This window comes from Mycobacterium sp. NGS61, assembly GCF_059812325.1.
Window position 1 is genome coordinate 52,637 of sequence record NZ_JCALCL010000018.1, and the last position, 11,614, is coordinate 64,250.

Annotated in this window: 13 protein-coding genes; 10 read left to right on the forward strand and 3 right to left on the reverse strand. The window is 67.8% G+C overall.

The window, feature by feature from the left end:
• From AC5Y3Z_RS24290 to AC5Y3Z_RS24305, 4 genes are read left to right on the forward strand one after another with little or no spacing between them, the layout of a single operon-like run.
• Complete coding sequence (locus AC5Y3Z_RS24290; RefSeq protein WP_473138878.1) at positions 1-969, forward strand: zinc-binding dehydrogenase; 969 nt, start codon at positions 1-3, stop codon at positions 967-969.
• On the forward strand, positions 966-1,706 hold the full coding sequence (locus AC5Y3Z_RS24295; protein WP_473138879.1) for an HpcH/HpaI aldolase family protein: 741 nt from the start codon (positions 966-968) through the stop codon (positions 1,704-1,706). Before AC5Y3Z_RS24290 ends, AC5Y3Z_RS24295 begins: the two co-directional genes overlap by 4 nt.
• Positions 1,703-2,410, forward strand: a complete 708-nt coding sequence (locus AC5Y3Z_RS24300; protein ID WP_473138880.1) for an SDR family NAD(P)-dependent oxidoreductase — start codon at positions 1,703-1,705, stop codon at positions 2,408-2,410. Before AC5Y3Z_RS24295 ends, AC5Y3Z_RS24300 begins: the two co-directional genes overlap by 4 nt.
• The gene (locus AC5Y3Z_RS24305; RefSeq protein WP_473138947.1) at positions 2,407-3,330 is read left to right on the forward strand and encodes an alpha/beta hydrolase; all 924 of its coding nucleotides are present in this window, start codon (positions 2,407-2,409) and stop codon (positions 3,328-3,330) included. Before AC5Y3Z_RS24300 ends, AC5Y3Z_RS24305 begins: the two co-directional genes overlap by 4 nt.
• Here the strand turns inward: AC5Y3Z_RS24305 and AC5Y3Z_RS24310 are convergent.
• Entirely contained in the window at positions 3,318-4,700 is a 1,383-nt protein-coding gene (locus AC5Y3Z_RS24310; RefSeq protein WP_463827944.1) for a sensor histidine kinase, read from the reverse strand. The genes AC5Y3Z_RS24305 and AC5Y3Z_RS24310 overlap by 13 nt on opposite strands.
• 11 nt (positions 4,701-4,711) lie before the next feature.
• Positions 4,712-5,818 (reverse strand): alcohol dehydrogenase catalytic domain-containing protein, encoded by a 1,107-nt coding sequence (locus AC5Y3Z_RS24315; RefSeq protein WP_463827945.1) that lies wholly within the window; start codon positions 5,816-5,818, stop codon positions 4,712-4,714.
• Between the two features lie 14 nt (positions 5,819-5,832).
• Here AC5Y3Z_RS24315 and AC5Y3Z_RS24320 point away from each other — a divergent pair, with 14 nt between their 5' ends.
• Positions 5,833-6,300 (forward strand): acyl-CoA thioesterase, encoded by a 468-nt coding sequence (locus AC5Y3Z_RS24320; RefSeq protein WP_473138881.1) that lies wholly within the window; start codon positions 5,833-5,835, stop codon positions 6,298-6,300.
• A 28-nt stretch (positions 6,301-6,328) separates the two neighbouring features.
• Positions 6,329-6,766: an SRPBCC family protein gene (locus AC5Y3Z_RS24325; protein WP_463827947.1), complete on the forward strand. Its 438-nt coding sequence runs from the start codon at positions 6,329-6,331 to the stop codon at positions 6,764-6,766.
• Here the strand turns inward: AC5Y3Z_RS24325 and AC5Y3Z_RS24330 are convergent.
• Positions 6,759-7,448 carry a GntR family transcriptional regulator gene (locus AC5Y3Z_RS24330; protein WP_473138948.1) on the reverse strand — a complete coding sequence of 230 codons (690 nt, stop codon included), beginning with the start codon at positions 7,446-7,448 and terminating at the stop codon, positions 6,759-6,761. The genes AC5Y3Z_RS24325 and AC5Y3Z_RS24330 overlap by 8 nt on opposite strands.
• A gap of 186 nt (positions 7,449-7,634) precedes the next feature.
• Between AC5Y3Z_RS24330 and fadD5 the strand changes: the two genes are divergently transcribed.
• From fadD5 to AC5Y3Z_RS24350, 4 genes are all read left to right on the forward strand, one after another.
• Positions 7,635-9,281, forward strand: a complete 1,647-nt coding sequence (gene fadD5, locus AC5Y3Z_RS24335) for a fatty-acid--CoA ligase FadD5 (protein ID WP_473138882.1) — start codon at positions 7,635-7,637, stop codon at positions 9,279-9,281.
• A gap of 309 nt (positions 9,282-9,590) precedes the next feature.
• The gene (locus tag AC5Y3Z_RS24340; RefSeq protein WP_463828028.1) at positions 9,591-10,328 is read left to right on the forward strand and encodes an MlaE family ABC transporter permease; all 738 of its coding nucleotides are present in this window, start codon (positions 9,591-9,593) and stop codon (positions 10,326-10,328) included.
• A gap of 1 nt (position 10,329) precedes the next feature.
• Positions 10,330-11,199, forward strand: coding sequence for an MlaE family ABC transporter permease (locus tag AC5Y3Z_RS24345; RefSeq protein ID WP_473138883.1), 870 nt, complete (start codon positions 10,330-10,332; stop codon positions 11,197-11,199).
• A 4-nt stretch (positions 11,200-11,203) separates the two neighbouring features.
• The coding region (locus AC5Y3Z_RS24350) for an MlaD family protein (RefSeq protein WP_500001873.1) at positions 11,204-11,614 on the forward strand (411 nt) is incomplete at its 3' end.

The window sequence follows — 11,614 nt, forward strand, 5'->3', positions numbered from 1 at the left end:
GTGTGGTCCTATCGGATCATCGCCCCCTACCTGTTCGAAAGAACCGACATCCCCGACAAGACGGCGGCCGACCTCACGCGAGGTCACGTGCTGCTGCGATTTCTGGCCGCCGGCGTGTGCGGCAGTGATCTGCCCGCGTTCCGCGGCGTCCGTGGCCGCCTGCCCGGTGACGACGGGCGCAGTGCGGCGGAGAAGGACGGCTTTCCCATCCACGAAGTCGCGGGGGAGGTGATCGCCAGCCGCCACCCCGATCATCGTCCGGGTGACCTGGTGGTGGGCTGGGCATCCGGCTTCGACGGGCTGATGGAACGCGTCATCAGCAACGGCGACGGCCTGGCACCCTACGACCCGGCCCTGAAACCCGCGCAGGCAGTCGGCCTGCAACCGCTGGCCTGTGTGCTGTACGCCTGCGAACAGCTGCCGGACCTCACCGGCCGGCACGTCGCGGTCATCGGGCAGGGCTCGATCGGGCTGCTGTTCTCCTACGTCGCCAAAGCGGCCGGAGCGCGGCGCGTCACCGGCGTCGACCCGGTCGATCGCGAAAACGTCTCCCGCACTTTTGGAGTCGACGACGCGGTACGGGCCACCAGCGACCGGTGGGCGAGCCGGCTCACCGCCGCCGACCGTGCCGACGTGGTGATCGAGGCGGTCGGACACCAGGTGGCCACCCTGAACCACGCCATCAGTGCCACCGCGCCGGGAGGCACCGTGTTCTACTTCGGTGTGGCCGACGACGACGCTTACCCGATCAACATGCGCGCCATGCTGCGCAACAATCTGACCTTGAAATCCGGTGTGACACTGGATCGTCGGCGGGTCCTGGGCGACGCCGGTAAGTTCGCCGCTCGGCATCCGGAGCTGCTCGAGGCGTACCTGACGCACACCTTCGCGGTCGAGGATGTGCAGGCCGCGTTCGACCTCGCGTGCCGCCCGGTCCCCGAGCGGGTCAAGATCGCGATCGCCCGATGAGCATCTTCCAGACCGGCCTGCACCGGCCCATCTGGGGTGGCTGGGTCACCGGGCCCACCCTGATCGGACCCGAGGAATTCGCGAAGGCCGGATACGACTACGTCGGATTCGACACCCAGCACGGCTATCTCGACGACGCCGACGTCGCACGGATGCTGCGCCGCCTCGAGCATGTCCCGATCGGCACGGCGGTGCGGTTGCCCAACGCCGACCCGGCGCCGATCGGCCGGGTGCTGGACGCGGGGGCGGACGCGGTGATCATCGCGATGATCGAATCGGCGGACCAGGCCGCCGCGGCGGTCGCAGCGACCCGGTTTCCGCCCGCCGGGGTGCGCAGCTTCGGGCCGCTGCGGGCCAGCCTCGGCCACGACCCGGCCGCGCTGGAATCCCGGGCGAGTGTGTTCGCCATGATCGAGACCGCGTCCGCGGTGGCCGACATCGACGAAATCTGCGCCGTCGACGGCTTGGCCGGAATCTATGTGGGACCGGCCGATTTGGCGATCTCGATGGGCCTCGACGTGGTCGGCGCCGTCGGGAACCGGCAGGTGCAGGATGCGATCACGCGGATTCAGCGCGCGGCCATCGCCGCCGGCCTGGTCACCGGCATCCATGGCAGTGACGGCCCGACGGGTAATACGCTGTCCAGGATGGGATTTCAGATGATTACCCTGGCGGCCGAATCGCAGGCCCTGCGCCGCGGCGCAGCCGAGCACCTGCGTGAGGCGACCGCGCCATGACCCGCGTCGCGTTGGTCACCGGCGCCGCCGGCGGGCAGGGGTCGGCGATCGTGCAAAAGCTCAGTGCGCAAGGGTATTCCGTGGCGGCCTGCGATCTGCGAGCCGTCGGCACTGACACCGATGCCGCGGTGCTGGCGATCCCGCTCGATATCACCGACCCGGTCCAGTGGGAGACCGCCGTCGCCGCCACCGTCGACCGGTTCGGCGCACTGACCACGCTGGTCAACAACGCCGGGGTGTTGCATCGCGCCGCGCTGGGCGACGAAACAGTCGAAGACTTCGAAAACTCCTGGCGGGTCAACTGTATGGGTGCGTTCCTCGGCATCCGTGCCGCACTGGCGGCGTTGCGTGTGGCTGACGGCGCCGCGATCGTCAACATCTGCAGCACCGGAGCGATCCGGCCGTTCCCACAGCACTGTGCCTACGGCTCGGCCAAGTGGGCGCTGCGCGGGTTGACCCAGACCGCGGCGGCCGAGCTGGCACCGGACGGGATCCGGGTCAACGCGGTGTTCCCCGGCCCGATCGCCACCCCGATGCTGGACCAGGACATCCAGCAGCGGCTGGCCGCGGTCGCGATGTTCGGCCGGCTCGGCCGGCCGGCCGAGATCGCCGACGCGGTAGCTTTTCTGGTGTCCGAGGAGGCGTCCTTCATCACCGGGTCGGAACTCGTCGTCGACGGTGGCCAGTGTCTGCAGATCCGATGAGCACCAGGCAATTACAGGCCGTCGAGCGGCTGCATCCCGTCCTGCGCGCCGTGGCGGTCACCCGGACTGTCTTCACCGCCGAGGCGATCCCGCTGATCCGCGACTCGATGAATCAACGCCGCGCCGAAATCGCGCAGGGCGCGCCCGGGGTGGACATCGAGAACGCGGTCGCCGGCACCGTGCCGGTGCGCATCTACCGGGGTGGCCCGCGGCCGGCGCCGGCTGTGGTCTACTGCCACGCAGGCGGTTTCGCGCTGGGCAACCTCGACACCGACCATCGCCAGTGCATCGAACTCGCCCGTCGCGCACGGTGTTCGGTGGTGTCGGTCGACTACCGGCTGGCGCCGGAGGATCCCTTTCCGGCGGCGCTCGAGGACGCCGTCACGGTGCTGCGGTGGGTGGCCGGCAGTGCGACGCAACTGGAGGTCGACCCGGCTCGGCTGGCCGTCGCGGGCAGCAGCGCCGGCGCCGCGCTGGCTGCCTGCCTGGCGCACGGCGCGGCCGACGGATGGTTGCCGCCGTTGGTTTTTCAGCTGCTGCACCAGCCGGTCCTGGACGACCGCCGGACCGCGTCCATGACAGAATTCCGCGCCACCCCGGCCTTCGACGGCGAGGGTGCGCAGCTGATGTGGCGGCATTATCTGGGCGGGCAGGCGCCGTCGGCGATCTCGGTTCCCGCCCGCCGCGACGAACTGGCCGGTCTGCCACCGGCATTGATCACCTGCGCCGAGATCGACCCGTTCCGGGACGAGGCGGTCGAATACGCGCTGCGGATGCTGCGCGCGCGGGTCGGCACCGGACTGCACGTATTTCCCGGCGCATGTCACGGATTCGACTCGCTGCTGCCCGAATGGTCCTCCAGTCAAAGGCTTTTCGCGCTGCAGGGCGAGGCCCTGGCCAAAGTCTTCTACCCGGACTGAGCCGTCTCGCCGGGCGGGCGTGGGCCGGGCAGCCGCAACAGCAGCCGCGCGCCGCCGAGCGGACTGGCGTGCAGAGATGCGGTGCCGCCGTGCAATTCGGCTTGTTGTGCCACCAGGGCCAGGCCCAGACCGGATCCCGAGTGCGACGCCGTCGACCCCCGGGAGAACCGGTCGAAGACGGTCTCGCGCTCGTGCTCGGGTACACCGGTGCCGTCGTCGTCGATCGCGATCTCCACGCCCGCCCGGGAGCTGACCGCCGATAGCTGCACCCGTTCGGCGTGGCCGTGCTTGACCGCATTGGCGATCGCGTTGTCCACCGCCAGCCGCAGACCGGTGGGCAGGCCCAGCATCAGCAGCGTCGGGGACGGCAACAGCGACACCGTCAACCCGGGGTAGCTGCGCTCCGCGTCGTGCGCGGCGCGGTCCAGCAACTCGGTGATGTCCACCGGCACGAAGTCGTCGGTGGTGATCGTCTGGCCCTGGGCGAGGCGTTCCAGCGCGGACAGGGTGGCCTCGATGCGACTCTGGGTGCGCATCACATCAGCCATCACCTCTTCGCGCTGCCGGGCGGGCAACTCCAGCGTGGCCAGCACCTCCAGGTTGGTCCGCATCGCGGTCAGCGGGGTGCGCAACTCGTGGGAGGCGACGGAGGCGAAGTCGCGGGCCGAGTCCAGGGCGTCCTTGGTGCGCTGTTGTTCGTCGCCGATGCGCGCCAGCATGCCTTCGACGGCCTCGGCGATCTCCACTGCCTCCCACACCCCGCGGACCTGCACCTCGTCCGGCTTGGATTGCGCGTTGATCGCCCGGGCCTGCTGAGCCAGCAGCCGGAACGGGTTGATCATGATCAACCACATCACGCTGCCCACCAGGAAGGTGCCGACGATGACGCTGCCGCAGATCAGCAGCACCCGCAGGTGTAGCCGGTCGATCCGGTCCTCGGCCTGGGCCAGCGGCGCACCCAGGGCGACAGTGGCGTCGCCGGCGGTGAAGGTGCGCACCCGGTAGGGGACGCCGTCGATCGTGGTGGTGACGTAACCGGGTGGCAGCGCGGGCAGCACGACTCCGCTGGGCACCGACCGAATCTCGCCGCCCACCCGCACCGTGCGGGCCACCCGGTCGTCGGGCGCCGGCTGGTCGTCGTCCGGGCGTGGTGGGCTGAGCAGCGTGCTCACGTCGCCCAGACTGCTCACCGAGTCCAGCCGGCGATCCAGCTGGCTGTACTGATCGTTGGTGACGCCGACCCACACCCAGGTGCCCAGAATGATGACCAGCGCGATCACCGACATCGCCGCGACGATCACGATGGTGCGCAACGACACCAGCGGCAGCGGCAACCGCAGCAACCGGGACACCCGATCGTTGATTGACATGTCCCGCCCCGTCAGAAGGTGATGAGTTGACGCACGGCGGTGCCGTCGGCCAAATGGTCCATCGCCTCGTTGATGTCGTCCAGCCGGATCGTCGAGGACACCAGCGCTTCCACCGGCAACCGGCCCGACTGCCACAACGAGACGAACCGGGGAATGTCACGGCTGGGCACCGCCGAACCCAGATAGCTGCCGATCAGCGACCGGCCTTCGGCGACAAACCCCAACGGCGACACACTGATTCGAGCATCCGGTGGCGGCAGTCCGACGGTGACGGTGCGTCCGCCCGGCGCGGTCAGCCCGATCGCGGTCTGCAGCGCCGCGGGATGGCCGACGGCCTCGACGACTACATCGGCCTTGACCGCGGCGTCCTCGGCCCGCTGCGGTGTGTAGGTCTCATGTGCACCCAAAGCTGTTGCCGCCGAAAGCTTTTCGTCCAGTTGATCGACACCGATGACGCGCACGTCGGGAAAGGTCAACGCAGTGAGCACCGCCGCCATGCCGACACCGCCGAGTCCGACCACGGCGACCGACTGTCCCGGCCGGGGGTTGCCCACATTGAGCACCGCGCCGCCACCGGTCAGCACCGCACACCCCAGCAGCGCGGCGACCCCGGCCGGCACGTCGGGCGGCACCGCGACCGCACTGGCCGCGTTGACCACCGCGTACGTCGCGAAACCCGAGACGCCGAGATGGTGGTAGACCGGGTGACCGCTGCGGGCGAGGCGGATGCCACCGCCCAGCAGCGTGCCGGCGTTGTTGGCCGCGCTGCCCGGTTCGCACGGCGTCAGCCCCTGTGTGGCGCAGGCCGGGCAGTGTCCGCAGCGCGGCAGGAACACCAGCACCACCCGCTGGCCGACGGTCAACCCGCTGACGCCGGCACCGAGCGATTCGACGATGCCCGCGGCTTCGTGCCCGAGCAACATCGGCACCGGCCGGACCCGGTTGCCGTCCACCACCGACAGATCGGAGTGGCACACTCCGGCGGCTTCGATGCGGACCAGCACCTCGCCGGCACCCGGACCGGCGAGGTTCAATTCGGTGACGCTGATCGGCCGGGATTGCGCATACGGCCGGGGTGCACCGATCCGCTCGAGCACCGCGCCCCGGATCGCAGACATGTTGGAATACAACCATGAGTTCCGCTACGCCCGGTGTTCCGTCCGGGCGGGGAGACCTGACCAGCAGCGACTTCCCGGTGCTGTGGCCGGTGCTCACCCGCTGGGCCGACAACGACATGTTCGGTCACCTCAACAACGCTGTGTACTACCAACTGTTCGACACCGCGATCAACGGGTGGATCGCGAACGAGGCCGGCGTCGACCCGCTGACCATCCCCGAACTGGGCATCGTCGCGGAGTCGGGCTGCCGGTATTTCGCCGAACTCGCCTTCCCCGACGAGCTGTCGGTGGGTCTGGCGGTCACCCGGTTGGGCCGCAGCAGCGTCACGTACCGGTTGGGGGTGTTCCGGGCGACGGAAGCCCCGCAACCGATCGCCGCGCTGGGCCACTGGGTGCACGTCTACGTGGACCGGAGCACCCGCAGACCCGTCCCGATCCCCGAGACGATCCGGCCGTTACTGGCGACCGCCTGCACCGATTGAGCACCGCGGCCACCAGTACACTTCGCCAATGCCAGTTATGAGCAAGACCGTCGAGGTCAGCGCCGATGCCGACGCCATCATGGGCATCGTCTCCGACATCGAGCGTTACCCGGAGTGGAACGAAGGGGTCAAGGGCGCGTGGGTGCTGGCCCGCTATGACGACGGCCGCGCCAGCCAGGTGCGCCTGGACACCTCCGTGCAAGGCATCGACGGTGTCTACATCCACGCCGTGTACTACCCGGGTGAGAACCAGATTCAGACCGTGATGCAGCAGGGCGACCTGTTCACCAAGCAGGAGCAGCTGTTCAGCGTGGTGGCCACCGGACCCAGCAGCCTGTTGACCGTGGACATCGACGTCGAGCCGAGCATGCCGGTGCCGCCGCCGATGGTGAAGATGCTGCTGAACAACGTGTTGGATCAGCTCGCCGAAAACGTCAAACAGCGCGCCGAGCAGCTGGCTAGCTGAAAATCCCGGTCCGGTCCAGCACCTCGGTCAACCGCTGGGCCGCGTCGGTGAACTGCCATACCGTGTGGTCGACGACCGCAGTGGCGTCCCGGCGGCGCAGCGCGGCGATCAAGTGCAGGTGGTTGCTCACCGCGGCCTCGCCCCACTGCGGATCGGCGGCATACATCCGCGCCGGCATGTAGCGCGCGGCGTTGAGCAGGAACCAGGCCAGCTTGATCCGTCCGCTGGCCTGGTTGAACACCCGGTGGAACGCGAATTCGTAGGTCGCGATGGCCTCGGCGTCAGCCGCGCCGACGGCCGAGCCCAGCAGGTCGTTGATGCGTTCAAGTTCGGCGATCTCGAGCTCGGTGATGCGGTCGGTGGCGGTGACCGCCAGTTCCCGGGCGATGGTGGCCTGCAGCCAGAAGATGTCCTTGATGTCCTGCCGGGTCAACGGCAGCACCACATGGCCGCGGTGCGGCTCGAGCTGCACCATGCCTTCGCCGCGCAACTTCACCAGCGCTTCCCGCACCGGGGTGATGCTGACCCCGAGCTCGGCAGCGGTCTCGTCCAGCCGGATGAAGGTCCCCGGCCGCAGACTGCCGGACATGATCGCGGCGCGTAGGTGGCCGGCAACCTCGTCGGACAGCTGTGACCGACGTAGCGGCCGACGGCGTCGAGCCTTGGACGACGCTGCCGGCAAGGGTGGGTTCACGTGGGCCTGCCAGGCCTTTCAGGCGCTTATCGGTCTCGTCTCGGGTGTGTTGCCGGGCCTTGTTAACGGCTCTTGTGCCCGTTAATGTGACCCACACAACACATGTTTTATCAAATATCAGCATGACGCAAGCGGTGCTTGAGTGACCAGACAAAAGGCAGTGAAAGGAATGAGTTGACCGCGCAACTCGCCGGCCACGCTACCCAGGCCCTCGCCTACGAGCAGCCGTACCTGGCTCGTCGGCAGAACTGGGTCAACCAACTCGAGCGGCACGCCATGATGCAGCCGCGAGCCACCGCGCTGCGTTTTCTGGGCAACACCATCACCTGGGCTGACCTGCGGCACCGTGTCGGAACCCTGGCCGGGGCGCTGAGTCGGCGCGGGGTGGGTTTCGGCGACCGGGTGATGGTGCTGATGCTCAACCGCACCGAATTCGTGGAGTCGATGCTGGCGGCCAACATGCTGGGGGCCATCGCCGTTCCGCTGAACTTCCGGCTGACGCCCACCGAGATCGCCTTCCTGGTCGAGGACAGCGGAGCCCGGGTGATCGTCACCGAAGCGGTGCTGGCGTCGGTCGCCCTCGGGGTCCGCGACATCGCCCCGCTGCTCCAGACGGTGGTGGTGGCGGGGGGCGCAGCGGGCGCGGGCACCGACGACCGCGCCCTTTTATATGAAGACCTTATGAGTGAGGCGGGCGAGCCGCCGGGCCTGATCGACATCCCGAACGAATCGCCGGCCCTGATCATGTACACCTCGGGCACCACCGGACGACCCAAAGGGGCGGTGCTCACCCACACCAATCTGACCGGTCAGACGATGACCATGCTCTACACGAACAGGGTTGACCTCAATAACGATGTCGGCTTCGTCGGCGTCCCGCTCTTCCACATCGCCGGAATCGGCAACCTGCTCGGCGGGATGCTGCTCGGCCTGCCCACCGTGATCTATCCGCTCGGCGCCTTCGACCCCGGGCAACTGCTCGACGTGCTGCAGGCCGAGCGGGTCACGGGCATCTTCCTGGTTCCCGCGCAGTGGCAGGCGGTGTGCACAGAGCAGCGGGCCAGGCCGCGCGACCTGTGTTTGCGGGTGATGTCATGGGGCGCCGCGCCGGCGCCGGATGTGTTGCTGCGTCAGATGTCTGAGATGTTTCCCGGCACCCAGATACTCGCCGCGTTCGGGCAGACCGAGATGTCACCGGTGACGTGCATGCTGCTCGGCGACGACGCGATCCGCAAACGGGGTTCGGTGGGCAAGGTGATCCCGACCGTCGCCGCCCGCGTGGTCGACGACGACATGAACGACGTGCCCGTCGGTGCGGTAGGCGAAATCGTTTATCGCGCACCGACATTGATGAGCGGCTACTGGAACAACCCGGAGGCCACCGCGGAGGCGTTCGCCGGCGGCTGGTTCCATTCCGGGGACTTGGTGCGGATGGACGCCGACGGCTACGTCTGGGTGGTCGACCGCAAGAAGGACATGATCATCTCCGGCGGGGAGAACATCTACTGCGCCGAGGTGGAGAACGTCCTGGCGGGTCATCCGCGCATCGTCGAGGTCGCCGTGATCGGACGGACCGACGCGAAGTGGGGTGAGGTGCCGATCGCGGTGGCCGCTGTAACGGAAGGCCACCTTTATATCGAAGAGCTGAATGAGTACCTGACCGAGCGGCTGGCGCGGTACAAGCACCCCAAGGCGCTCGAGATCGTGGACGCACTGCCCCGCAACCCCGCCGGGAAGGTGCTCAAAACTGAGCTGCGGGTTCGGTATGGGGGTCATGGTGGCACTGAAAAGGTCTCTGCGACAAGAGATTCAACGACATGAGGGGAAATTCGACGGGCTCAAAATGTTTGCCAGGTGCTGACGAAATGTCAATTGTCGAGTTGCGGTACCCACCCGGGCGACCATCGGGTACATTCCTGTGGTCTCCGTTACTACCTGCGGGTAGGGAGCGCTGGGTCACTTTCGTAGGGTCGGGGCAAGGAGGAGGCGTGCACCACCATCCGCCGCACTGCCGCGACGTGAGCGGCCCCAGTTTGATGGGGATTTCGCTGTGAGGGAGCAGTCGTGACGACATCTTCGCGTCCACACCTGGTGGGCTATGTCCGCGACCAGCTGGAAACGCCGCTGACGATGATCGGCGGATTCTTCCGCATGTGCGTGCTCACCGGCCGCGCCCTGTTCCGTCGGCCGTTCCAGTGGCGCGAGCTGATCCAGCAGTGCTGGTTCATCATGCGCGTCGCCCTGCTGCCGACGATCATGGTCTCCATCCCGCTGACCGTGCTGCTGATCTTCACGCTCAACGTCCTGCTCGCCCAGTTCGGCGCCGCCGACCTCTCCGGCGCCGGCGCGGCGATCGGTGCGGTGACCCAGCTCGGACCGCTGACCACGGTGCTCGTGGTCGCCGGGGCCGGTTCCACCGCCATCTGCGCCGACCTCGGCGCCCGCACCATCCGCGAGGAGATCGACGCGATGGAGGTGCTCGGCATCGACCCGATCCACCGCCTGGTGGTTCCCCGGGTGATCGCCGCGACCGTGGTCGCCACCCTGCTCAACGCTCTGGTGATCACCGTCGGGCTGGTCGGCGGCTACCTCTTCGGCGTCTATCTGCAGAACGTGTCCGGCGGCGCCTACCTGGCCACGCTGACCACCATCACCGGCCTGCCCGAGGTGATCATCGCCATGGTCAAGGCGGCGACCTTCGGACTGATCGCCGGCCTGGTCGGCTGCTACCGCGGGCTGACGGTCAGCGGCGGTTCCAAGGGGCTCGGGACGGCGGTGAACGAGACCGTGGTGCTGTGCGTGGTGGCGCTGTACGCCGTCAACGTCATCTTGACCACGATCGGTGTGCGATTCGGGACGGGGCGCTGACATGTCGACATCAGCGGTAGTGCGGTCCCGGTTCCCCCGGACGGTCGCCAACTTCAACAAGACCGTCGGCAGCGTCGGTCGGGGCATCGGCACCACGGGTGAACTGGCCTGGTTCATCTTGAAGAGCATCGGCCAGATTCCGCACGCGATCCACGTGTACCGCAAGGAGACGCTGCGCCTGATCGCCCAGATCGGGATGGGCACCGGTGCGATGGCCGTGGTCGGCGGCACCGCCGCGATCGTCGGATTCGTGACTCTCTCGGGTAGCTCGCTGGTGGCCATCCAGGGTTTCGCGTCGCTGGGCAACATCGGTGTCGAGGCCTTCACCGGGTTCTTCTCCGCGCTGATCAACGTGCGTATCGCGGGGCCGGTGGTCACCGGCATCGCGCTGGCGGCCACGGTCGGCGCCGGCGCGACCGCGGAACTGGGCGCCATGCGTATCGCCGAGGAGATCGACGCCCTCGAAGTGATGGGCATCAACTCGATCTCGTTCCTGACCAGTACCCGGGTGGTCGCCGGCCTGGTGGTGATCATCCCGCTCTATGCGCTGGCCATGATCATGTCGTTCGTGTCCCCGCAGATCGTCACCACTGCGCTGTACGGGCAGTCGACCGGCACCTACGAGCACTATTTCCGAACGTTCCTGCGGCCCGAGGACGTGTTCTGGTCCTTCCTGGAGGCGATCATCATCGCCGCGATCGTGATGGTGACGCACTGCTACTACGGATACAACGCCGGCGGTGGTCCCGTCGGCGTCGGCGAGGCCGTCGGCCGATCCATGCGGTTCTCGCTGGTGTCGGTCCAGATAGTCGTCCTGTCCGCCGCGTTGGCGCTCTACGGCGTCAACCCCAACTTCGCACTGACGGTGTAGCGACATGACTGGTCCAGGCAAGGTCAACAAGATCTCCAGCCCGCCCTATAAAACTGTAGGCATCGCCTCGATGCTGGTGCTGGCGCTGATCCTGACGCTGGTCTACATCCAGTTCCGCGGCGGGTTCACGTCCAAAGACAAAGTGACGATGTACTCCGAGCGGGCCGGCTTGGTGATGGACCCCGGCTCCAAGGTCACCTATAACGGCGTGCAGATCGGCCGGGTCGGCAGCATTTCGGAGGAGACCCGCGACGGCAAGCCGGTCGCGAAGTTCGTCCTGGAGATCTACCCGCAGTACCTCGGGCCCAAAGGCGTGGTCCCGGAGAACGTGGACACCCAGATCAAGGCCACCACCGTGTTCGGCGGCAAGTACGTGTCGCTGACCACGCCCAAGGACGCCAAGGGCAAGGACATC

Bases quoted from the DNA above. Each gene is read 5' to 3' on its own strand.
- AC5Y3Z_RS24295 (WP_473138879.1), top strand. From the start codon at position 966: ATGAGCATCTTCCAGACCGGCCTGCACCGGCCCATCTGGGGTGGCTGG.
- AC5Y3Z_RS24300 (WP_473138880.1), top strand. From the start codon at position 1,703: ATGACCCGCGTCGCGTTGGTCACCGGCGCCGCCGGCGGGCAGGGGTCG.
- AC5Y3Z_RS24305 (WP_473138947.1), top strand. From the start codon at position 2,407: ATGAGCACCAGGCAATTACAGGCCGTCGAGCGGCTGCATCCCGTCCTG.
- AC5Y3Z_RS24310 (WP_463827944.1), bottom strand. From the start codon at position 4,700: ATGTCAATCAACGATCGGGTGTCCCGGTTGCTGCGGTTGCCGCTGCCG.
- AC5Y3Z_RS24315 (WP_463827945.1), bottom strand. From the start codon at position 5,818: ATGTCTGCGATCCGGGGCGCGGTGCTCGAGCGGATCGGTGCACCCCGG.
- AC5Y3Z_RS24320 (WP_473138881.1), top strand. From the start codon at position 5,833: ATGAGTTCCGCTACGCCCGGTGTTCCGTCCGGGCGGGGAGACCTGACC.
- AC5Y3Z_RS24325 (WP_463827947.1), top strand. From the start codon at position 6,329: ATGCCAGTTATGAGCAAGACCGTCGAGGTCAGCGCCGATGCCGACGCC.
- AC5Y3Z_RS24340 (WP_463828028.1), top strand. From the start codon at position 9,591: ATGATCGGCGGATTCTTCCGCATGTGCGTGCTCACCGGCCGCGCCCTG.
- AC5Y3Z_RS24345 (WP_473138883.1), top strand. From the start codon at position 10,330: ATGTCGACATCAGCGGTAGTGCGGTCCCGGTTCCCCCGGACGGTCGCC.